Raw genomic sequence first — 22,442 nt, forward strand, 5'->3', positions numbered from 1 at the left:
AACAGGGGGCGCTGACGGCCCTCCGTTCCGACGCGTACCCTTGTTGCCATGACTCAGAAGACTCAGACAATGACGTTCCACACCAACCACGGCGACATCGTTGTGGACCTGTTTGGCAACCATGCCCCGAACACGGTTGAGGTCATCACCGGCCTGGCCAAGGGCACCCAGGATTACTCCACCAAGAACGCCTCCGGCTCCAACGAGGGCCCGTTCTACGACGGCGCGATCTTCCACCGCATCATCCCGGGATTCATGATCCAGGGCGGCGACCCGACCGGCACCGGCACCGGCGGCCCGGGCTTCCAGTTCGCGGATGAGTTCCACCCGGAGCTCCAGTTTGACCGCCCGTACCTGCTCGCCATGGCTAACGCTGGCCCGGGCACCAACGGTTCCCAGTTCTTCATCACCGTCGCGCAGACCCCGCACCTGAACAACCGCCACACCATCTTCGGCGAGGTCACCGACGAGGCCTCCAAGAAGGTCGTCGACGAGATCTCGAACGTGCAGACCGGCCGCATGGACCGCCCGGTCGAGGATGTTGTCATCGAGTCCGTCACCGTCTCCGATTAATTGAACCGCGTCCTCTACGGCGCCCCCGCCACAGCAGTCATCGCCGCGCTGTGTGTGGGGGCGTTCCTCGTTGCGGCGCTCGACGCGCATTCGCTTGTCGACGTCATCTGGTCCTCCCGTGCCGGCACCTCCACCGTCCTGTGGGGCCCCTTCGTCGTGGATGAGCGCTTTGGCTGGTTCCGCGCGCTGACTTCCGGGTTCATGCACTTGGACATCACCCACCTGACGGTGAACGTGCTCATGCTCGTCGTTGTCGGCGCCGCTGTCGAGCGCGCTGTGGGCACCGGCCCGTTCGTGCTGGCTTACCTGGCTGGGGTGCTGGGTGGGTCCGCAGCCGTGCTCCTATTCGGCTTCGAAGAGCCCACCGCCGGAGCTTCCGGTGCGCTGTACGCGCTCATGGCTCTGCTCGTAGCTATCGCCGCACGCAGCCACACGGATCTGCGCGCGCCACTGGTTCTTGTCGGCGGCAACCTCGTTTTCACGCTGATCACGCCGAATGTGAGCCTGTGGGGGCACCTCGGCGGACTCATCGCCGGAACGCTCATGGCGGGGCCGCTCACGTCCCGGGACGCGCGTGTCCGTTGGGGAGGGGGAGCGACAGCTGTGGCCGTCGCTGCCGCGGCAACCACAGTTCCGTTCTGGACATAAAAAAGTTTTTATAGCGCGTTGTCCGCAGCGTCCGTACCGTGGAGTACATGCCAACAAAATTCCGTGTACAGAATCCGAAGACCAACGAAATTGTCGAGAGCTTCGACTTCATCACCGACGACGAATTAGAGCAGGCGCTCGCCACCGCGAACGACACGTTCAAAGAGTGGCGCGAGAAGAGCTTCGAGGAGCGCGCGAAGGTGCTGCACAAGGTGGCATCGCTTTTCGACGAGCAGCGTGACGAGCTCGCCCGCATCATCGCCGAGGAAATGGGCAAGTCCGTGACTGAGGGTGACGGCGAGGTCGACGATGTCGTGGAGATCTTCAATTACTACGCCGACAACGGCTCCCGGTTCGGTGCCGACGAGGAGATCCCGAACAACCAGGGCGGCACCTCCATCATGCGCAAGGTCCCGCTCGGGATCATCGTGGGCATCATGCCGTGGAATTTCCCCTACTACCAGGTCGCCCGTTTCGCGGCGCCGGCTCTGATGGCCGGCAACGTCGTGATGGTCAAGCACGCTGAGATCTGCCCGCGCTCCGCCGCAGCTATCGAGAAGATCTTCGACGAGGCTGGCGCTCCGAAGGGGCTGTACACGAACGTGTACGCGCAGCACTCGCAGATCTCCACCATGATCGAGGACGACCGCGTTCAGGGCGTGTCCCTGACGGGTTCGGAGACCGCCGGTCGCGCCATCGCCTCCCAGGCTGGTCAGGCTCTGAAGAAGTGCGTGCTGGAGCTCGGCGGCACCGACGCATACGTTGTGCTGGATTCTTCCGATGTGAAGGCCGCGGCGAAGACGGCGTGGGAGAAGCGCGTGGGCAACGTCGGCCAGGCGTGCACGGCGAACAAGCGCATCATCGTCATGGAGGACATTTACGACGAGTTCGTGCAGTCGCTGGTCGGGCTCGCGTCGTCGTATAGCGAAGGCGATCCGCTGAACCCGGGCGAGGGCAACGAGTACTACCCGCTGTCCTCCCGCGACGCAGCGGAGATGCTTGCCCAGCAGCTGAAGGTCGCTGTCGACGAAGGCGCTAACCTGCGCATCGGCGGCGAAGTCACCGGCAAGGGCGCCTACATCACCCCGGCCGTGATCACCGATATCCCGGTGGGTTCTGATTCCTACTACGAGGAGTTCTTCGGCCCGGTGGCCGAGGTGTACAAGGTCTCCTCCGAGGAGGAAGCCATCGAGCTGGCCAACGACTCCCGTTACGGCCTCGGCGGCGCCGTGATGTCTGAGGATGAGGAGCGTGCGAAGAAGGTGGCGGCGAAGATCGACACCGGCATGATCCACGTGAATATCCCGCAGGCCCGCGGTGCGGAGCTGCCGTTCGGTGGTGTGAAAGCGTCCGGCCTGGGCCGTGAGCTCGGCCCGCTGGGCATGGATGAGTTCGTGAACAAGCAGCGCTACTACGTCGCTGGCTCCGACTCCAAGGTCTAAAACTCACTGCGCTGAGCTAGGCCTCTAGCCCCGGACCGTTCGCCTACTACGGCGACGGCCCGGGGTTTTCATATGCTCAGTTTGCTTCACACCATCCCGCAGAAGTTATCCACAGGGTGTGGATGAACCTGTGAATAAGTCACTTCCGTCCCACCTTCCACAGGCTGTGGATAACTGAATTTCCCGCGTCTAAACTGCAGTTTCAACAGGGCCCGCACCGAGTTGTGCACAACCCTGTGGAATGTGGCCTGCGGGTTTGTGGCTGGGGATGGCTGGGGATAACCCGGTGAACAACACACCGTGATTTCCACACGTTCCACAACCCGCAGGGTGGGTGCATGCGCTGGATTGTGCAGGCACGAAAAACCAGCGCTGGAAAAGCGCTGGTTCGTGCGTTCTGGGAGGTGATCGGGCTTAACGCCAACCCATGGTCATGAGCAGACCGATGATGAAACCGCCGAAGCCAATGGCGTAGTTCCACGGGCCGAGCTCGTTCATGAACGGGATCTGGGGGCCGGCGAGGTAGTTGACCACCAGCCAGAGCAGACCGACGAGCATGAAGCCGAACATCAGGGTCTTGTACCAGACCGGGGTGCCACCGGTGTTGATCTTCACCGGGGTGCGGTTGGCACCGGTGGAGGTGGTGGTGGACGGGGTGCTGACGGTGTCCTTAGTGACCTTTGCCTTAGGCATGTTGCACGTCCTTCATCGTGGGCTGAACCTGCACGGCTGGGAGTTTGAGTGGCTCCGTCGCGCGAGCAGGCAGCGCGCGTGTTCTTACTGTGTCGTCGGTAGTCTTCAGGTGTCTTCTGAGCGGTGACTTTACCAGCAGGAAGCTGAGGGCTCCCAGCTGGCTGCCGTCACTTAGCTACGGGCGGGGGAGAATACTGTCCACGCCTTCGCGGATCGGGTTCTTCCAGATGTCGATGGTGATGTCGGAGTCCTTGCGGATCTCCGTGCCCTCCGGCGGACGGTGGCCGGCGATCAAGCCGTGATCGTTCAGGTCCGGGGTGTCCACCGGGTGGCCGTTCCTCAACGTTCCGGTCCACCCCTGGCTGCGCAGGGTGGCCTCAGCCTGCTCGCGGGTCTGGCGGACCAGCTTAGGCATCTTCATCAGCATGCCGTTAGAGACGCGCAGTTCAATCGTCGTGCCACGGTCCACCTCAGAACCCTCGCCAGCGACAGCCAACACCTCGTCTGCCGGCTTGAGGGAGTCCACCTGAACTGTGGTGGACTTCAAACCGAGAGAGGCCAGCAGGGACTCAGCCTGGCCAGCATTCATGCCTGCCAGCGACGGAACCTGGATTTTCTCGCGGCCCTCGGACACGATGACGCTCACCTTCGACCCCTTGGACAACTGGGAGCCTGCAGCTGGCTGCTGGGAGATGATCACGCCTTCGGGGACGGAGTCGGAGTGCTCGCGCTTGATGTCGTCGTCAAGCTTGAGGCCCGCTTTTTCTAGTTCGGCGGCCGCGTCCTGCGGACTCAGGTCGGTGATGTCCGGGACATCCGTGATCTCGCGCCCCGAGGACACTGTGACCGTAATGTTCGTGCCCTTTTGCAGCTGCGAACCCTCAGTCGGGTTGGTGCTGAGAACCTGGCCGCGTGGCACCTCCGGGTGGGGCGCCTCGTTGACGGTGACCTGCAGGCCGAGCTTCTCCAGCTCCTTGACGGCTTCCTCCCGCGGCTTACCCACGACCTTGGGCACGAAGACCATCTCGTCGACGGTCTCTTCCTCGCGGTCCTGGCGCACCTTGTTGAACGCGAAGGCGCCCCCGCCGAGCAGCATGACGGACGCCATCAAGATCGCGAGGATTTTCAGCCCCGTGTTGTTCTTGCCCTTCTGGGTCTCCTTGCGGTGCTGCTCGTACCGGCTCTCCTCCGGGACCGGTGCGGGAGCTTCCGCCAAATCTGTCTCGGACAAGTGGTTGCGCGCCGCTTGGGTGACCGAGCCGCGTTCCAGACGTTCGAGGTCATCGGCCATTTCCAGCGCGGTTTGGTATCGGTCCGCCGGGTGCTTGGCCATGGCGGTGAGGATCACCGCGTCGACGTTCACGGCCTCGGACTCGGTGAGATCGGGGATCCGCGCGCTCGGCGGTTCCGGATCCTCCTGAACGTGCTGGTAAGCGACCGCGAATGGGGTCTCACCTTCGAACGGCGGGGTGCCAGTGACCGCCTCGTACATGACGCAGCCGAGAGCGTAGATGTCGCTTCGGTTATCTGCAGTCTTCCCTCGGGCCTGCTCCGGGGAAAGGTACTGCGCAGTGCCAATGACAGCGGAAGTCTGGGTCATCGCCGCGGTGGAATCATCCAGGGCGCGCGCAATGCCGAAGTCCATCACCTTCACTTCGCCGGTGCTGGTGACCATGATGTTGGCGGGCTTCACATCGCGGTGAATGATGCCGGAATCGTGGCTGGCCTGCAGGGCCAGCGTCACCGGGAACATCAGCGCCGCGGCTTCCTCCGGACGAAGCGGCCCGTCCTCGCGCACGATCGCACGCAGGTCGCGGCCCTTGATGTGCTCCATGACGATGTAAGGGATGGAGATGCCCTCGACGACGGTCTCACCGGTGTCGTAGACCGCAACGATATTCGGGTGATTCAGCCGCGCGGAATTCTGCGCTTCTTTGCGGAACCGCTCGCGGAAATTCTCGTCCCGGGCCATGTCGATTTTGAGCATTTTGACTGCCACTTCGCGGCCGAGGAGCGTGTCCGTGGCCACGTAGACGTCGGACATGCCGCCGGTGCCGATGGAATTACCAAGCTGGTAACGGTCGCCGATGAGAGTCATGAATCGCAGGTCCTTAGGGGTTTATGGGTTGGGCAGTCCAGGGAGATTCAGTCCAGGAAACGGATTGTCGTTGGCGGGTGGCTGCTGTTGCGTGGCCGGTGCTTCCGACGGCTGCGGTGCCGGTTGCTCGGGTTGGCGGCTCGGCTGTTGCGGCTGCTGCGGCTGCTCCGGCTGCTGTTGCGGCTGGCTCGGACGTTGTGCTTCCGGCGAATTGTACAGCGTCGACGGCGGTGCCTGGGTCTGGCGCTCGCGCTTTGTCGGCCGCTGTTCAGTGGTCTCGGTCTCCGTCACCGTTTCCGTCGGGGGAGCGGTTTCGCTCTCCGGTTCGGTGCTCGTGGCGGTGGTGGAGGTGGGTTTGTCACCGGTGCCTTCGAAAAACCCGGAGGTGTAGGCCCACACAGCGGCGGTGCCGGCCAGAATCACCAGCAGCGCGACGAGGACACCGGTGCCGAAGCCGTTGCTCTTCTTCTTCTGCTGTTGGGGTGTCTTCGGTGCGGGAGGCTGCTGCTGCCGAGGCCGGGGACGCGGCCGCGACTCAGGCAGGGGTGCTTCGGGCTGCATGGTCGTCGCCTCGGTCACGGCGGCGAGCTGTGCGGTGGATTCCTGCGGCGTCGGTTCGACCGGGACCTTCTTGGTCACGGCGGTGGTGGGGCGCGCGCCAACTCGGGCGTCGGCGATGGCGTTCTGGAATTCGGTGCCGTCAGCGAAGCGCGTCGCCGGGTCCTTACGCAGCGCGATTCCGATGAGTTCGCGTGCCGGCGCCGAGATGGAGGTGGACATCGGCGGGACCTCGTTGGACACATGAGCCAGCGCGACGGACACAGACGAGTCGCCGGTGAATGGGCGCTGGCCGGTGAGCAGCTCATAACCCACCACGCCGAGGGAGTACACGTCCGATGCCGCGGTGACATCGAAGCCCTGCGCCTGCTCCGGGGAGACGTACTGGGCGGTGCCCACCACCATTCCTGTGCGGGTGAGCGGCACGGCGGAGGCGGCTTTGGCAATGCCGAAGTCCGTGATTTTCACCTTGCCGTTCTGCGTGATCATGAGGTTGCCCGGCTTGATGTCGCGGTGCACGAGGCCAAGCTGGTGGATCACGGCGAGACCGTGAGCGGCTTGCTCGAGGACGTCGAGGGCAACGGCTTCCTCGAGCTTGCCTTCACGGGCAATGAGATCGGCCAAGGATTCCCCGCGGACGTACTCCATGACGATGAAGCAGACGTTGACACCGTCGCGGGAGGTGACTTCGCGGTAGTCGTAGGTGGCCACGACATTCGCCGAATTGATGCCTTGCGCTGCGTGGGCTTCGTTGCGGAAGCGGGTGAGGAATTCCTCGGTGCCGGAGAATTCGGGGCGCAGCACCTTGACGGCTACTTCGCGGTCGTTTGCGGGATCGTCGGCAAGCCAGACGGTGGACATCCCGCCGTGCCCGATGATCCATTGAAGCTGGTAGTCGGGGCCGATGAGCTCTTGAAGTTCTGCCCGGTTGTCGGTGTGCATTACTCAGCGCCTCCTACGGGGTTCGCGTCCTGCTTGTCGTCCTTCTTGGGGGCCGGTGCCACGGCCAGAATATTGCGGCCGACGGGTGCGGAGACTTGGCCGCCGGTCGCGCCCTCACCCAGGCCGCCGCCGTTTTTGACCACGACGGCTACTGCGACATCCTTGTCGGGGTCGAACGCGACGTACCAGGTGTGGGGCGGAAGATTCTCCCCGTGCTCGGCGGTGCCGGTCTTGGAAGCGTAGCCGTTGCCGTTGTACCCGTACGTGTTCCGCTCGGAGCTGTACATGAGGTCGGTGATGGTCTCCGCTTCTTCCTTGGTCACAGCCTCGGCCGCCTGGCGGGGCCGGATCTGCCGGACGGTCTTCATCTCCGGGCTGACCACGCGGGACACCACGTGCGGTTCCATGCGGCGGCCCTCGTTGGCGATGGTGGCAGCCATGACTGCGGCCTGCACCGCCGTCATGGTGACATCGCGCTGGCCGATTGCGGACATACCTACGGCAGCCAGGTCCTCAAGGTCGCCGAGGGAGCCCGCGGCGTTGGGGAGGCCCAGGTCATATCGCTGGCCAACACCGAAAGCGGTGGCGGCTTCTCGCAGTGGTTCATCGCCGAGCTCGGTGGACATCTGCACGAAGGCCGTGTTGCAGGACAGCATGAATGCGGTGCGCAGCGTCGTGCTGGTGCTTCCGCCGCAGGTGTTGCCGCCGTAGTTGGTCAGCTGGACCTCGGTGCCCGGCAACGTGATCGCGGACTCGCCAGTTAGCGGGGAATCGGGGGTGTACCCGTTCTTGAGGCCGGCTGCGGTGGTGATGATCTTGAAGATCGAGCCCGGGGGGAGCTGCTCCTGGGTGGCGTGGTTGAGAAGGGGCTGCCCGGGGGCGTCGTTAAGCTGCTTCCACGTCTCTTCGGCTGTGGCGTCGTTGGCCACGGAATTCGGGTCGTACGACGGGTTCGACGCCATGGCCAACACCTCACCGGTGGACGGGCGAAGTGCCACAACAGCACCCTCGTATCCGCGGCTTTCCAGCTGGTCGTAGGCGGCGGCCTGGGTCTTCGGGTCGATGGTCAGCTCAACGGAATCGCCCACCCGGCCGTCCTGGTTCGTGCGCAGGAAACGGTTGCCCTTCGCGTTGGATTCGCCGTTCAAGTCGGCGTTGAACCCGGACTCGATGCCGGCCACGCCGTAGCGGTCGGAGAGGTAGCCCACGACCGGTGCGAAGGAGTACGGCATATTCGGATAGCTGCGTTCGTAAAAGCCGTCGCCGACCGGGGTGGATTGCGCGAGGATCTGGCCACCGGCGCTGATCTGGCCGCGTTCGACCTTCTTCGCCTCGATGAAGTTGCGGGAATTGAGTGGGTTGCGCGCGTACTCCTCCTCGTGGAACGCCTGCACCCACGTGAAATTCGCCAGCAGCAGCACGGTCAACAGGATGGAGCCAAAAGCTCCCCAGCGTATCGACGTATTCATTTACCGCACCCCCACCAGCTCAGGCTCGCCGGCGCTTTCGGTGTCCTCCACCGGCCGGTTGGCGTTGTTGGAGATGCGCAAAAGCAGACCCAACAGGATGTAGTTCGCCATGATCGCGGAACCACCCGCTGACATGAACGGAGTGGTCAGACCGGTCATGGGCAGCATCGCGGAGACGCCGCCGGCCACGACGAAGATCTGCACGGCGATGGTCAGCGACAGACCCGAGGCGACGAGTTTGCCGTACGGGTCGCGCACCGCTAGGGCTGTGCGGAAACCGCGGGTGATGAACACGGCGAAGAGAATCAGCACAGCCGCGAGACCGACAAGGCCCAGCTCCTCGCCGATGGCGGCGAGAATGTAGTCCGCATGAGCCACCGGAACCATCTGCGGGTGGCCGAAGCCGAGGCCCGTACCGGTCACCCCGCCCCAGCTCAAACCGAACAGAGCCTGGGAGGGCTGGTACCCGGTGGTGTCGTAATTGGCCAGGGGGTCGAGGAAGTTGGCCACGCGGTCCTGGATCTTGGCAGAGACCTTGTACACAGCCAGGCCGCCAACGGCGACGAGGCCCAGGCCGATGACCAGCCAGCTCGTGCGGCCGGTGGCGAAGTAGACCATGCCCAGCACGGTGGCGAAGAGCAGCAGGGCAGGACCGAAGTCATTGGACACGCCCATGATCACGATCGCGATGGCCCACACCAGCAGAATCGGCGCCAAGTCGCGTAGGCGCGGGAAGGTCATGCCGAGGAAACGGTAGCCGGCCACCGTGAACAGGGAGCGCTTCTGCGCCAAGAGCTGCGCAAAGAACAGAAGCAGAAGGATCTTGGAGAATTCACCGGGCTGGATCGAGAATGGCCCGAGCCAAATCCAAATACGTGCTTCAGCGTCCGGCGGTTGCGGCCACACCAACGGCAGAGCCAGCAGGATCAAGCCGAGCAGCCCCAACAGGTAGGAGAACCGGGTGAGCTCGCGGTGGTCGCGCACGATCAGCAGCGTGGCCACCAGGAAGAGGATTCCCACCAGAGACCACATCATCTGGCGCGGGGCAAGCCCGAAATCGGTCTCTAGGTCGAGGCGGTAGATCATCACCAGTCCGAGCGCGTTCAAGGTTGCCACCAAGGGCAAAAGCACTTGGTCAGCGTGGGGTGCGGCGTAACACATGGCTACGTGGGCGATCGCGTACACACCGATGAAGCCGCCGACGAGCCACAGCATGTCCACTGTGAGCGCGTGGCCCTGGGACAGTTCCAGCCCAACGAGCATGAGCAACAACAGTGCCGCGGACAGCACGAGCAGGAAGAGTTCCCGGCCGCGGGAGAAGAGCTGGCGCATTTATTTCACCTCCCGGCAGTTGTCCGTGTCGGAGTCGTCGACGCAGGCGGGCAGAGCGTCGTCGGCAAGCCGGTTGAGCTGGTCCGTCACTTCCGCGTAGGACCCGGTGCCCAGGTTGTGCACGCGGCCCTGAGTCGATTCGGGGAGATCGGATTTCGCGAACACGCGGCAGTCGCCCGGCACATTGTTGGCGTCCACGAGCCGGATCTGGTTGTCATTGTTGATGCACACCTGCTGGACGGGTTCGTGCATGTCGCGTCCGAGGAGCGTGCTCTTCATGCCTTGCTCGATGACGAATTCATCGCGGTCGTTGACAGCCACGAAATACGTGTCGGAGCGTGCGGAATCAAACCACCACAGCCCGCCGAGACCAGCGAGAGCGACTGCGAGCACGCCGATCACCCACGGCCACACGGAGCGGCCTCGGTGATCCTCCTCATCGTCGGACGCGGGTTCCTCTTTCTTGCTTATTTGCGCCTGCGCCCCCTTTGCCCTCTGCGCCCCCATCAACTTCGCGGCGCGGCCGGCAGCCGTGTCCGGGTGCGTCGGCTCTTCGCCGGTCACGAGAGCACCCGCTATCGCGGAGGCGGTGGGCAACTCCGGGCAGTCGGGGGAGTCGGAGTCCACCACGTCGGCGACAACGATGGTGACGTTATCGGGGCCACCGGAGCGCAGCGCCAGCTCGATGAGCCGAGTTGCGGCTTCTTCCGGGGACCCCTCCGCAAGAGTGGTCTCCATCGTGGAGTGCGTCACCGGGTCGGACAAGCCGTCCGAGCACAGCATGAAGCGGTCGCCCGCCTGAACGGGGAGCAGCTCAAGGTGCGGCTCCACCGGGCGGCCGGTGTAGGCCTTGAGGATCAGGGATTTCTGCGGGTGCGACGACACGTCCTCCGGCTGGAGCTTGCCTTCGTTGACCAGGGACTGGACGAACGTGTCGTCCTCCGTGATTTGGGTCAGCTCGCCGTCCCGGAGGCGGTAGCCGCGGGAATCTCCCACATGGATAAGGCCTATGTCGGTCCCGTTGAACATCAGCGCCGTCAGCGTGGTGCCCATCCCGTCCCGCTCCGGATGCTCCTTGATGGAGTCGGAGATAGAGGCGTTCGCGTCGTCCGCGGCAGCACCGAGTAGAGCCAGGATGTCCGCGTCCTCCGGATCGCGGTCCAAATGCTCCATGTGCTCGACCATCAGCTGGGAAGCGACTTCGCCGGCAGCGTGGCCGCCCATGCCATCCGCGAGCAGAAGCAGGTGCGGACCGGCGTACGCCGAGTCCTCGTTGTTGTCGCGGACCAGACCGCGGTCCGATGCGGCGTGGAAGTTGAGCTTCAGGTTCGTCATGGCATCAACCTCACAATCGTGCGCCCCATTTTGATGTCGGTTCCCACCTGGACGCGCTCAGGTTGGTCGATGCGGATACCGCCGACAAACGTGCCGTTACGGGAATCCAAGTCTTCCACGAACCAGTCGGATCCACGGCGGAATAGGCGGGCGTGGCGCGAGGACGCGAAGTCATCGCCCAGCACAAAGTCATTATCGTCGGCGCGGCCCAACGAGAGATCCTCCACCGTGGAGATATTCATGTGGGATCCCCGCAGCGGACCTTCCACAACGACCACCTCGTGGGCTTTCTCCCGCCGCGCGGCGGCGGGGGCCGGTGCTCCGGCGCTGCGGCGTTGCGCCACCTCCGCGGTCTTGATGTCGCGGCGCTGCACCGCCAACACCACGAAAATGAAGAGCCAGAGAAGAATAAGGAGGCCGAAGCGGGCCCCAAGCATCAATGCAGAGTCCATAACTCAGATAGCCGCCTTACTGTCCGTACTGCCCGTACTGGTTCTGTTGACCGTACTCACCCTGTTGCCCGAACTGCCCGGTGGGAGCGCCGTTGTCCAACGCGGAACCGGGGTAGGGACGTGTGCCGGCGATGCGGACCTCAATATTGGAGTGCCCCACCGTGATCACATCGCCGTCCGCGAGCTCCCAGTTCTCCACCGGCTGGTCGTTGACCGTCGTTCCGTTGGTCGACTGCAGGTCCACCAGGAAGGCGGTCGCACCGTCCCAGATGATCTCCGCGTGCTGGCGGGACACTCCCGTATCCGGCAGACGGAAATCGCAGTCGTTGGAGCGGCCCAGAATATTGGAGCCCTCGTGCACGGGGTACGTGCGAGAGGACCCGTCCAACAGCAACAGGCTCACAGCGGCGCCGCCGGTGGCAGAACCACCTGCTGCGGCAGCGGCGGGGGGCTGGGTCATTGATGCCTCCTGGTGGTGGGGGGAACGGTCCGACAAAATCGCGTCGAACCCGCTATCGACATCCGGTTCCTCATCGACGTACGAGGACACGCGAAGCTGCCCTGTACGCAGACCGGACTCCTCCGCGACCCGCACGACAACAGGCCCGTACAGGCCGATGTTCTGGTTGCGGATGAAACGTGTGAGCTGCCCGGCGAGGTTGATGGGCAGATCCGGATCCTGGGACAGGTTCTCCAGATCCTTGCTGGACACACCAATCGCGTACACATTCGGGGCGATCAACTCGTCGTACTCGTTGTTGAACAACCCGTCCAGCGTCTCCTGCTTCAACAGCTCTTCCAACTCTGCCGGAACAACTCGGCCGCCGAAGACGGCGGCGAAGCTATTGTCCAGCCCACGCTGCAATGAACTATCGATCTTGGCCAACCTGTCCATCAGGCCCATCCGCCCACACCTCCTTCCGGCGATACTCCCAGCGGTAATGTTTCGACAGATAGTATAGGGTTTCAGGTTCCCACAACATAGCAACGAAGCCGAAAACCGCCATCTGCCAGTGAATTTGGAGGATGTGGGAGGTGCCGTGCTATGTTTACTTAGTCGCCCGCCCGGGTGGCGGAATTGGCAGACGCGCTGGCTTCAGGTGCCAGTGTTCGCAAGAACGTGGGGGTTCAAGTCCCCCCCCGGGCACAAACGGTAAGGCCCGTCGTTAAGCAAAATGCTCTTAACGACGGGCCTTCCGCGCTACCATTTTCCCCTGTCAAGAAAGAAAACTTCATGAACGATTTCGCGCGCAAGGCCGGTGCTGAGTTCCTGGCCACCCTGCTTTTCGTGTTCGCCATCATCACCGCTGTTGCTGAGGCTGGGCCGTTCGCTCCCGTCGCCATCGGCCTTGCCCTGATGGTGCTCGTGTACGCCACCGGCCACATCTCTGGCGGCCACCTCAACCCGGCTGTGTCCCTCGGTGCGTGGATCCGCGGTGCGATGACTGCCACCGAGATGCTCATCTACTGGGTCGCGCAGGCGCTCGGTGCCATTTCCGGCGCACTGATCTGCCGCGCAGTGCTGCCCGTGGCTGAAGAATCCGCGCAGATCCAGACTGGTTCCGCTTTCATCGTCGAGGCTCTGTTCACCTTCATCCTCGTCTTCGTCGTCCTCAACGTCGCCACCGCGAAGGCAAATGACGGCAACTCTTTCTACGGCCTGGCCATCGGCGCGACTGTGATGACCGGCGCTTTCGCCGTCGGCCCGATCTCCGGCGGCGGCTTCAACCCGGCCGTGGCCCTCGGCCTGTCGGTCAACGGCAACTTCGGCTGGGGCAACCTGTGGATCTACATCCTCGCCCCGTTCGTGGGTGCCGCGCTCGCCGCTCTGTGCTTCCGCGTGCTCAGCCCCGCTGACCACGAGCACGACCTGCAGGCGTAACCCCAGCGCCCCCGGCATGCCGCCGTTACACTGGCCGACATGCCTAACACCCCCATCCCCGGATATCTGAACACTATCCTCGACGATGTCCGGGACATCACGGACGGCGAGAACGCCGACTACATTGAAACGCTGCGCACCGCCGACCCGGACAAGCTCGCGCTCGCGCTGTGCACGCGAAGCGGAAACCTGTACTCCGTGGGGGACGACGAGTACGAATTCTCCATCCAGTCCATCTCCAAGCCCTTCGTCTACGCCATCGCGCTCGACCAAGGCGGGGTGGAAAATGTTCACAGCGTCGTGGGCATGGAGCCGTCCGGCGAGGCATTCAACGAGCTTTCGCTTGACGACGACACAAAGCGCCCCACCAACCCCATGATCAACGCCGGGGCGATCGCGGTGAACCAACTCGTTGCCGGCACCGACGCCACCGTCGAAGAGCGCTCCGCCATGGTCTTGGACGAATTCTCCAAACTGGCGGGGCGCCAACTCCGTTTCGACGAAGAGATTGTCCAAGCTGAGCTCTCCAGCGCCGACCGCAACATGGCGCTGGCCCACATGCTGCGCGAATACAAGATCATCGAGGACGAAGTCGATGACGCGGTGACCAGCTATATCCGCCAGTGCTCGATCCTTGTGACCGTGAAGGACCTAGCGGTCATGGCCGCGACATTGGCCAACGGCGGCGTTCAACCCGTCACGGGGGAGCGGGTCCTCAGCGCGCAGGCGTGCCGCCTCACCCAGTCCGTGATGGCGTCCGCCGGCATGTACGACGGCTCCGGCAAGTGGATGAGCACCGTGGGCATCCCGGCGAAATCCGGCGTGGCTGGCGGGCTGATCGGCACCCTGCCCGGGCAGTTGGGCGCCGCGTCACTCTCCCCGCGCCTGAATGAGAAGGGCAATTCCGTCCGCGGCGTGGAGATCTTCCGCCGCCTGTCAAAGACTCTGGGTCTGCACATGATGGGTTCGCACTACTACTCCGCGCCGGGCATCCGTTCGGTGCGGCGTGAAGGCGACACCAACGTCGTTGAACTGCAGGGCATGATCAACTTCACTGCTGCTGAGGCCATCCTCCACGACCTGGTGGAACGCGACCTCGTGGGCGAAGAACTCGTCCTGGACTTCTCCCATGTGACCTCCTTCAACCTGGCCGGCCGCCGCCTGATCAAGGAGGGCCTCCGCCAGTTCCGCGAGAACGGATTCGACGTCGCGGTGTACGACCCGGATTCCGCGATGCCGGATTACGAGTTCTCCGACGGCACCCACGTGGAGTCCATCCAGGACTTCACCGATTCCTTCACTGTCACTGCCTCGCCCCAGGACGCCTACAGCGTCGTCTCCAAGCCGCAGGAATGGTGGGAGGACGCCGAATCCGGATCCGGGTTCACCGTCGACGAGGTGGACGACGGCCAGCGCATCGTGCTGCACAGCGAGCCGACCGGCGAAGACTTCATCTTCGATTTCGACGAGGACGAAGACGGCAGCACCCGCGTGCACCTCACGCACCGCGGGCTGAAGCCGAACTTCGAGGAGGCGGCCGAGAGCTGGCACGAGCGCATCCGCCAGCGCCTCGAGCCCCTGATCAATCGGGACTGACGGGGCCCAGCCGGGGCCAACCGGGGCAAGAACGCGGACGGCTGGGCCCGTCGTCCGGGCCCAGCCGCGATGAGATGCGGAATCGGTTCTTGAGTTTAGTCGCTGTACTGCGCGTTGAGGCGGTCCTCGTCGCGCTTGCGGGTGCGCTTCGCTATGACGGGGACCAGGAACACAGCCACCACTGCTCCAGCGACGGCCCCAGTGAGGAAGCTCGAGGAGCCCATGCGCACAGCGATGCCCACCAGCATGACAACAGTGAGTACGGCGTAGACGGCGAGCAGCATCGGGTGGGTGTCACGCCACGTCAACGCTGGGCGAGGCACGTAATTCTTCAGCCACAGCGAGCCGATCAGACCCGGCACGACCGCCGGCAGGAATGCGACGAGTGCCAGCAGGGACTGCGATCCGTCCAGACTCCACGCCAGGATTGCACCGGCCAGCACGGAAAAGAGCGGCACGAGGGCGGCGGTCACGGTGGAGGATTTGTGGTACATGAGCTCCTGGTATTCGTCGCCAAGCTGTTTGGTGGAGCGCGGCATCACGAGCGTCTCGATTGTTTGCGAAATAGCCATTGTGCGGGTTCACCTTCCTTGTTCGTCCCCGAAGACTTCCTCGACTGTCTTGCCCAGTTCGCGGCAGATATTCAGCGCGAGGTGGACGGACGGGGAGTAGTTCTCTCGTTCGATATTGGCCACCGTCTGGCGGGAAACCCCGACCCGTTGCGCGAGTTCCGCTTGGGAGAGGTCGTTCCAGCGCCGCCATTGGCGGACCATGTTCGGGTGTTCAGGTTGGGTCTCAGGTTCGGTCATGGTGCAGTGTTTTCAGTTGCCGGTGTAGATCGATCTAGTCACAGGCTAAAACAAACATGACGCGATGTAAAGGAAAATAGGCAAATTGTCGGCTATCCCCAGTCGCCGAGCGCTCCTTCCAGCGCTCCCAGCGACGCCGCGATGATCGGCTCTCTACTCTCATTCGGGCACCCCGCGTCCACCCAGTCCAAGCACACAGCCTCCACGAACCCAAGGAAACCGGACACAGCGATCGAACGGTCGCCGACCAGAGCAAGCAGCTTATCGACGACCCCATCCCTCCTCTCAATCCCCACAAACTGCGCCTCCGCCGGTGTGTCCCCCCGAGTCACCGCCGCCCAGGAGAGCGGCTCCTCCGCGATGTGGTCGAGATACGTGACAATCAGTGCGCGCACCGTATCCCGCTTCGGTGAATTCGGCGGCATGCCGTCCACCGCGTTTCGCATCGCTTCGTCCAGGCGGTTCAAGCGCCGTTCCACAACCGCGGCGTAGATCTCGGCTTTGGACAGGAAGTGGTGGAAGAGCAGCCCCTCCGACACGCCGCACGCCTGCGCCACCGTGAGTGTGGAGACACCGTTGTAGCCGTTCTCCGCGAAGAGAGCGCCAGCCACGTCCAGGATTTGAGCCCGACGTTGCTCGACGGGCAGCCTGCGCCGCGCACCTTTACCGCTGCCCTGTTGAACCATGGCTAGAACAATAACCTAGAACGATAACATTGTGCTGGTACCATCGACCTCGTTATTGAGTAGCGCTCAATACCGCTCGTCTTTCGCGCTCCACAACAGGTCCAAGTGGCAGGAGGAACCATGCTCGACAGCACGATCTGGTGGCACGTCTACCCCCTCGGCGCGATAGGCGCCCCGATCCGCGACCGCGCCGGGGACGGCTGCGACGCCGCGCCGCGCCTCCGCCAATTGGAGCCCTGGCTGGATTACCTGATCGAGCTCGGCTGCGACGGACTGCTTCTCGGCCCGATTTTCGAGTCCGTCGGCCACGGTTACGACACCCTCGACCACTACCGCATCGACTCCCGCCTAGGCACCAACGAGGACTTCGACCGGCTCATGGACGCCTGCCGCCAGCGCGGCATCAAAGTGATGCTCGACGGGGTGTTCAACCATGTGGCGGCGAGCCACGCGGCCGTCGATAAGGGCCTTGCTGGCAGCACCTCGTGGGAGGGCCACGACGAGCTGGCCACGTTGCACCACGACGACGAGCGCGTGCGCGACATGGTCGCGGACATCATGAAATTCTGGCTCGCGCGCGGCATCGCCGGCTGGCGCCTCGACGTCGCGTACTCCGTTCCGCCCGAATTCTGGTCCGACGTGCTCGCCCGCGTGCGCGCCGACTACCCCGACGCCCTCTTCCTCGGCGAAGTCATCCACGGTGACTACGCCCAGATCGCACACGACGGCACCCTCGACGCCGTCACCCAATACGAGCTGTGGAAAGCCATCTGGAGCTCGCTGCAGGACGAGAATTTCTGGGAGCTTGACCACGCCCTGTCCCGTCACCGCGACGTGTCCGCGCAGCTGCTCACCAACACGTTCATCGGCAACCACGACGTTGACCGTATCGCCAGCAAAGTCGGCCAGGACAAGGAGATCCTCGCCCTCGGAATCCTCATGACGCTGCCCGGCATGCCCAGCATCTACTACGGCGACGAGCAAGGCTTCGAAGGGATCCGCGGCGAAGGCTTCAGCGCCGACGACGCCGTCCGCCCCGCGCTGCCCGCCACCCCTGGCGACCTGTCCGAGCTCGGCGCGTGGATCTACCGCGAACACCAAGCACTCATCGGCCTGCGCCGCCGCAACCAGTGGCTCACCCGCGCCGACATCGAGGTCCTCGACAAAACCAACGAGACCATCAGCTACCGCGTCTTCGCCGACAACGAGCAACTGCTTATCGACGCCTGGCTCACCCCCGCCCCCGGCCTCCGCATCCGCTCCGCCTCTTCTGCGTCTGATACCGACGCAGCTGGGACTATCTACGAGTGGGTGCCCTGAGCGAACCCCCCGCTGGTACCCACAATCTGTGGGCCAAGCTTGCTCCACCTGTCATCCCGGCAACAAATAGCCTTCAAACGCCGTCGACACCGAGCACCTCGCCCGTCACGCCCGCTAGTTTTTCTTCGCGATGGATGGAACCGCCCTTTTGCGCATGTCAGAGGGCGGTTTCCAAGTGTGATGGAACCGGGGGTTGTGGATAACTTCGGCGGCGTCGACGGTTATCCACAGGTTCCGGGTCGTGCCCTTTTCTTCGTGGTTGGCGGGTTTTAGCGTGTGGGGCATGAACGAGTTCGCAGTCCACGTGGGCGCTACCGGCAGCGCCGTTGATGCCCTGGCGCATTTTGATGCCCAGGTGCTTCTCGATGCCGGTGCTAACCCCGCCAACGTCCGTGACTGGAAACTCGCTTTCAACGCCTACTACGGCACAACCCGGTTTACCCGTCAGCAAGCCCATGCGATCCGGATCGCCCGGGAGACGGGGAAGTCTCTGGATCAGTTGGTGTTCATTGAGAACCAATTGAAGCCCATAACGCCGGCAAGTGAGACGTGGCGACTACGGCTTGCCTTATTGTCCGTGCCGGGTGACTACAACACTCTGCGCCGGCGTGCGAAGACCATCATCCCCGATCCCGATCAGGACGCCTCGGCCCCGGTGTCCGCGGTGCGGTTCAGCGCACCGAAGAAAGGCAAACGCTCCTTTACCGCCACGGGTGACGCTAGTTTCATCGCCGCCTTGGAGTATGCCTTGCGCCGGAACCTGGATCCGGGGCGTCCTGCGGGCCCACAGATGTATGAAGCACTGACCGACATTCTGCGCGGCGAGGGTGGTGTAGCTGATGCTGTACCCCGCCCACTGGTGGTGGTGCCACTCGAAGAGCACACGAGGATTCTGCGTGGTGAGGGCAACGACACCATCCTGGGACTATCTGACGGCACCACGATCACTGGTGCGGAGTATTTGGCCCGGTTCCATGGTGAGGATCTGGAAGTAGCGATCTTCCATCCGCAGGCGGGTGCGGTGAACCTGTACGACACGAAACGGTTCGCCAACGCGAAGCAGCGTGACCTTGCCCGAGCAACACTCACAACGTGCCCGGTGCCGGGGTGCCGGCATGCCGCTGATAACTGCGAGGTGCATCATGTCACCGCGTGGTCACGCGGCGGACAAACCAACATGAACAACCTGGCGGTGGTGTGCAGGTACCACAACCGCACCAACGACGATGACCCCACCCGCCACCACCGGGGACGCATCGAAATCAGAGCAGGGACCCCGGTGTGGGTATCCCCAAGGGGAAGACCGGCGGCGAACACCACCCACCAATACGGCGCGATGCACCTGTTATTCGGAAAACAACGCGAATAAACAACGGGAATAACGCCGGGCCACAAAGACCAGCGACCAGTGGGCCAGCTGAACTAAGGGGCGGGGACCAGCCGAAACTATTGGGTCGAGGAGACGGAGCGGGAAAACGCTAACAACTGGACCAGCCGGGGGCGAAACACGCCCCACGGCCGGTTCAGTGTGCCTGATTGCGACTAGCGTATGAGGTCGCGGCCGTACTTGAGGGCGAGGGTGAGGGCCTGTGCCCACTTCTCGGGGGCGATGCCGTCGGGGCCGGCGATGGGGACGATGCGCTGCTCGGCGACCGTGCGGGATTCGGTGTACTTGAGTAGACCGCCATCACCGTGGCGTCGGCCGACGCCGGAGCGCTTCCACCCGCCCATCGGTGCGCCGATGGAGGACCACCCGGCACCGTAGCCTTCGTTGATGTTCACGGTTCCGGCCTGGAGCTGGGATGCGATCTCGTGTGCAGTGGACGGTTTGCCGAAGACGGAGGCGTTCAAGCCGTACTCGGTGTCGTTGGCCTTGGCGATGGCTTCCTCGTGCGAGTCGACGACTTCGATGTAGACGACCGGACCGAAGACTTCGTCGCGGTACAGGTTGGCGTCCTCGGGGACGTTGAGCAGCACGGTCGGGGCGTAGAAGGCGGGGCCGAAGTCGGGTAGGCGCTTGCCGCCGGTGGCGACGGTTGCGCCTTTGTTCACGGCGTCGTCGACGAATTCGGCGACGGTGTCTGCCTGGTCCTCGTTGATGAGGGAGCCCATGTCAATGTTCCAGTCGTGGCCGCCGCCGATGCGCATCTTTTCCACGCATCGCACGAACGCCGGAATGAACCGGTCGGCTACGTCGCGGTGGACGTAGATGCGCTCGATGGAGATGCACAGCTGTCCGGTGTTGGAGAAGCAGGCGTGGCGGACACCGCTGACGACTTTGTCCACGTCGGCGTCGGCGGTGACGATCAGCGGGTTCTTGCCGCCGAGCTCTCCAGAGAAGCCGATGAGGCGTTCGCCGGCCTGGGCGGCGAGTTTCGCGCCGGTGGCGGTGGAGCCGGTGAACATGAGGTAGTCGGTTTCTTCGACGAGGAGCTGACCTACTTCGCGGCCGGACCCGGGTACGACGTTCAACACGTCTTTGGGCAAACCGGCTTCAGCGAAGAGCTCGGCGGCGCGCAGCGCGGTGAGGGGGGTGGAGGAGTCGGGTTTGAGTACGACGGTGTTGCCGGCGAGGATGGCGGGGATGGCGTCGGAAAGCGCGAGCACGAGTGGGTAGTTCCATGGTGCGATGATGCCCACGACGCCGACGGGAGAGTGCTCGACGTGGGTCTTGGTGGCGATCGGCAGGGCGACCTTGGCGCGTTCGTTCTTCAGCACCTTTCCCGCGCGGTACGCGTAGTGGCGGGCGGTCAGGGCGCTGTCGAGGACTTCCTCGAAAGCGGAGCGGCGGTTCTTGCCGTTTTCGTCTTGGATCAGGTCGAGCAGCTCAGCCTGGTGCTTGAGTACGAGGTCGTGGTAGCGCAGCATGATCTTCTTGCGCTCTTTGACCGGGGTGGCGGCCCATTCTGGCTGCTTGGCGCGGGCGCGCTCGATGTATTCCCGGGCGGTGTCCGCGGAGTGGTAGTTGGTGGTGCCGACGATGGAGCCGTCAGCCGGGTTGGTGATGGTTTTTGTCGAATTATCCTGGTTGAGCTGCGTCGTCATAACCTCCAAAGATAATGCACGGGCACCACCCCGCACATGTCCTTTGGGGAGAAAAATTAAACGCCCAGGAAGCGCCGCACGAGGCTGCGGTAGGCGCGCGCGGTCAGTTCGACGTCTTCGACGTGGACGAATTCGTCGTGGGAGTGGAGTTGGTCGAGCACTTCGCCGAAGCTGCGTCCCGCGGCGTGGAGCGCGAAGCCGTAGCCGACGCCGCCGAGCCGCCGTCCGAAGCGGAGGTCGGAGCCGCCGGCGGCGATGGTGGGCACGATGTCGGCGTCGGGGAAGAATTCGCGGCAGGTGTCCTCGATCGCTCGGTAAAGCGGCCCGGAGGTGGGGGAGCGGGTCGCATCTTCAGTGATCAAGTGCTCGATGTCGACGCGTTCGGCCAGGTCGCCGAGAGCTTCGAGCAATAGCTTATCGACGTCCCCCTGCCCCTGCCCCGGCAACGGCCTGATGTCTAACTCCACGTACGCGGTGGACGGCAGCACGTTGATGGCGCCGCCGGCCCGCAACACTGTCGGTGAGACGGTGAGGTGGCTCATGGCGTGCGAGTAGCGTGCGAGCGGACCGAGTGCCTCGTAGTTCTCGCCCGCGATGAGTGCTGCCTCGGTTTCCGGGTCAAAGCGGAAGGAGCGGATGTAGCCCTGCCACAGGTCGTCGGAGACGACATCCGGTTCGATGGAGCTCAAGCGGCGCGCCACTTCGCCGATGAGACCGACGGTGATCTCCCGGCCGTACGGAGCGGAGCCGTGGCCGGCATCGCCGTGGATGGTGATGCGGCGCTGCGCCGCGCCCTTCTCGCCGACGACAACAACGATCGCGTGGTGCGCGTCCTCCGCGTCCTCCGCGTCTCGCGCCCGCTTCATGTGCTGTGTCTGCTTTGCGTGCTGTGCGTCTTCCGCGTCCTGCACCTGCTCTGCGTCGTTTCCCTCGCTGTCCGCTCCGGCGTCACCGTTCCCGTTCTCAGACGCACCGTCGCGTGCGGTCCGCACCGGGATGTGTGAACCGCCGGTCTCCGAAAGACAGTTGCGCCAGCTGAATGCTTCAGGCTCATGCTCGGCTATCCAGCCTGCCCCGAGACCGCCGCGAGCTTCCTCGTCGGCGCACGCGACGAAAGTGAGCGTGCCTCGGGGTGGGGAGCCGGCCTGCGCGGAGACGGCGACTTCCCTGGTCACCGCGGCCATCCCGGCGGTGATGAAGAGCATGTCGGTGGCGCCGCGGCCGTAGATACGCGCGCCGTCTTCGGTTTCGACGGTCTCAGCGCCGAAGGGGTCGGTGGTCCACTTGTCTTCGTCGACGGGAACCACGTCGGTGTGCCCGAGCAGCGTGAGCGGTTCGGCATCGGGGTCGCTGCCCGGAACGGTGAACGCGACGGAGACGCGGCCGGGGTGCGGCTCGAAGCGGCGGATCTCTACGCCGGTGCCGTCGAAGAAGGCCTCGAGAGTCTCTGCGTTGCGGATTTCCTGGCCTGAGTCCGGGGTGAGGTCGTTGACGCAGGCGTTGCGGATCAACGTCTTCAGTAGCTCGACGGTCGTCTTCTCGAGCGTCTTCGGTGATGTCAT

At 63.9% G+C, this 22,442-nt stretch carries 19 protein-coding genes, 1 tRNA gene and 1 pseudogene; 8 read left to right on the plus strand and 13 right to left on the minus strand.

Features of this window, described 5'->3' with window-relative positions:
* Positions 1 to 48 precede the first annotated feature (48 nt).
* The 3 genes from CZ338_RS03380 to CZ338_RS03390 are packed head-to-tail and all read left to right on the plus strand — an operon-like array spanning position 49 to position 2,663.
* Positions 49 to 573 (plus strand): peptidylprolyl isomerase, encoded by a 525-nt coding sequence (locus tag CZ338_RS03380; RefSeq protein WP_087116906.1) that lies wholly within the window; start codon positions 49 to 51, stop codon positions 571 to 573.
* The gene (locus tag CZ338_RS03385; RefSeq protein ID WP_087116907.1) at positions 574 to 1,221 is read left to right on the plus strand and encodes a rhomboid family intramembrane serine protease; all 648 of its coding nucleotides are present in this window, start codon (positions 574 to 576) and stop codon (positions 1,219 to 1,221) included.
* Between the two features lie 47 nt (positions 1,222 to 1,268).
* Positions 1,269 to 2,663: an NAD-dependent succinate-semialdehyde dehydrogenase gene (locus CZ338_RS03390; protein WP_087116908.1), complete on the plus strand. Its 1,395-nt coding sequence runs from the start codon at positions 1,269 to 1,271 to the stop codon at positions 2,661 to 2,663.
* 414 nt (positions 2,664 to 3,077) lie between these two features.
* Here the strand turns inward: CZ338_RS03390 and crgA are convergent, their stop codons facing one another.
* From crgA to CZ338_RS03430, 8 genes are all read right to left on the minus strand, one after another.
* Complete coding sequence (crgA, locus tag CZ338_RS03395) at positions 3,078 to 3,356, minus strand: cell division protein CrgA (protein ID WP_087116909.1); 279 nt, start codon at positions 3,354 to 3,356, stop codon at positions 3,078 to 3,080.
* 175 nt (positions 3,357 to 3,531) lie between these two features.
* Complete coding sequence (gene pknB, locus CZ338_RS03400) at positions 3,532 to 5,454, minus strand: Stk1 family PASTA domain-containing Ser/Thr kinase (RefSeq protein WP_087116910.1); 1,923 nt, start codon at positions 5,452 to 5,454, stop codon at positions 3,532 to 3,534.
* A gap of 21 nt (positions 5,455 to 5,475) precedes the next feature.
* The gene (locus tag CZ338_RS03405) at positions 5,476 to 6,954 is read right to left on the minus strand and encodes a serine/threonine-protein kinase (RefSeq protein ID WP_087116911.1); all 1,479 of its coding nucleotides are present in this window, start codon (positions 6,952 to 6,954) and stop codon (positions 5,476 to 5,478) included.
* Positions 6,954 to 8,423 carry a penicillin-binding transpeptidase domain-containing protein gene (locus CZ338_RS03410; protein WP_087116912.1) on the minus strand — a complete coding sequence of 490 codons (1,470 nt, stop codon included), beginning with the start codon at positions 8,421 to 8,423 and terminating at the stop codon, positions 6,954 to 6,956. The genes CZ338_RS03405 and CZ338_RS03410 overlap by 1 nt, the downstream gene beginning before the upstream one ends.
* Entirely contained in the window at positions 8,424 to 9,755 is a 1,332-nt protein-coding gene (locus CZ338_RS03415; protein WP_087116913.1) for an FtsW/RodA/SpoVE family cell cycle protein, read from the minus strand. It lies immediately after the preceding gene.
* Complete coding sequence (locus tag CZ338_RS03420) at positions 9,756 to 11,090, minus strand: PP2C family protein-serine/threonine phosphatase (RefSeq protein ID WP_087116914.1); 1,335 nt, start codon at positions 11,088 to 11,090, stop codon at positions 9,756 to 9,758.
* Positions 11,087 to 11,542 carry an FHA domain-containing protein FhaB/FipA gene (locus CZ338_RS03425; protein WP_087116915.1) on the minus strand — a complete coding sequence of 152 codons (456 nt, stop codon included), beginning with the start codon at positions 11,540 to 11,542 and terminating at the stop codon, positions 11,087 to 11,089. Before CZ338_RS03425 ends, CZ338_RS03420 begins: the two co-directional genes overlap by 4 nt.
* 16 nt (positions 11,543 to 11,558) lie before the next feature.
* Positions 11,559 to 12,446 carry a DUF3662 and FHA domain-containing protein gene (locus tag CZ338_RS03430; protein ID WP_087116916.1) on the minus strand — a complete coding sequence of 296 codons (888 nt, stop codon included), beginning with the start codon at positions 12,444 to 12,446 and terminating at the stop codon, positions 11,559 to 11,561.
* A gap of 159 nt (positions 12,447 to 12,605) precedes the next feature.
* On the opposite strand from CZ338_RS03430, the gene CZ338_RS03435 reads away from it, so the two are divergent.
* From CZ338_RS03435 to CZ338_RS03445, 3 genes and pseudogenes are all read left to right on the plus strand, one after another.
* A tRNA-Leu gene (locus CZ338_RS03435) sits at positions 12,606 to 12,689 on the plus strand.
* Between the two features lie 87 nt (positions 12,690 to 12,776).
* Positions 12,777 to 13,424 carry an MIP/aquaporin family protein gene (locus CZ338_RS03440; RefSeq protein ID WP_087116917.1) on the plus strand — a complete coding sequence of 216 codons (648 nt, stop codon included), beginning with the start codon at positions 12,777 to 12,779 and terminating at the stop codon, positions 13,422 to 13,424.
* A 39-nt stretch (positions 13,425 to 13,463) separates the two neighbouring features.
* Positions 13,464 to 14,708, plus strand: a pseudogene (locus CZ338_RS03445) (glutaminase); the annotation flags it as partial.
* Between the two features lie 407 nt (positions 14,709 to 15,115).
* Here CZ338_RS03445 and CZ338_RS03450 read toward each other — a convergent pair.
* From CZ338_RS03450 to CZ338_RS03460, 3 genes are all read right to left on the minus strand, one after another.
* Positions 15,116 to 15,592 carry a hypothetical protein gene (locus tag CZ338_RS03450; protein ID WP_087116919.1) on the minus strand — a complete coding sequence of 159 codons (477 nt, stop codon included), beginning with the start codon at positions 15,590 to 15,592 and terminating at the stop codon, positions 15,116 to 15,118.
* 9 nt (positions 15,593 to 15,601) lie between these two features.
* Positions 15,602 to 15,829 (minus strand): helix-turn-helix transcriptional regulator, encoded by a 228-nt coding sequence (locus CZ338_RS03455; protein ID WP_087116920.1) that lies wholly within the window; start codon positions 15,827 to 15,829, stop codon positions 15,602 to 15,604.
* A 92-nt stretch (positions 15,830 to 15,921) separates the two neighbouring features.
* Positions 15,922 to 16,515, minus strand: coding sequence for a TetR/AcrR family transcriptional regulator (locus CZ338_RS03460; protein ID WP_087116921.1), 594 nt, complete (start codon positions 16,513 to 16,515; stop codon positions 15,922 to 15,924).
* 120 nt (positions 16,516 to 16,635) lie between these two features.
* Here CZ338_RS03460 and CZ338_RS03465 point away from each other — a divergent pair, with 120 nt between their 5' ends.
* Both CZ338_RS03465 and CZ338_RS03470 read left to right on the plus strand, forming a co-directional pair.
* Positions 16,636 to 17,835, plus strand: a complete 1,200-nt coding sequence (locus CZ338_RS03465) for an alpha-amylase family protein (protein WP_087116922.1) — start codon at positions 16,636 to 16,638, stop codon at positions 17,833 to 17,835.
* A gap of 283 nt (positions 17,836 to 18,118) precedes the next feature.
* On the plus strand, positions 18,119 to 19,204 hold the full coding sequence (locus CZ338_RS03470; RefSeq protein ID WP_087117269.1) for an HNH endonuclease signature motif containing protein: 1,086 nt from the start codon (positions 18,119 to 18,121) through the stop codon (positions 19,202 to 19,204).
* A 173-nt stretch (positions 19,205 to 19,377) separates the two neighbouring features.
* Here CZ338_RS03470 and CZ338_RS03475 read toward each other — a convergent pair whose 3' ends face one another.
* Entirely contained in the window at positions 19,378 to 20,880 is a 1,503-nt protein-coding gene (locus tag CZ338_RS03475; RefSeq protein ID WP_087116923.1) for a succinic semialdehyde dehydrogenase, read from the minus strand.
* A gap of 56 nt (positions 20,881 to 20,936) precedes the next feature.
* A complete protein-coding gene (locus CZ338_RS03480) occupies positions 20,937 to 22,442 on the minus strand; it encodes a M20/M25/M40 family metallo-hydrolase (protein ID WP_087116924.1) in 1,506 nt (501 codons plus the stop codon).

The sequence above is a fragment of the Corynebacterium urinipleomorphum genome (genome assembly GCF_900155535.1).
Taxonomy (GTDB): Bacteria; Actinomycetota; Actinomycetes; order Mycobacteriales; family Mycobacteriaceae; genus Corynebacterium; species Corynebacterium urinipleomorphum.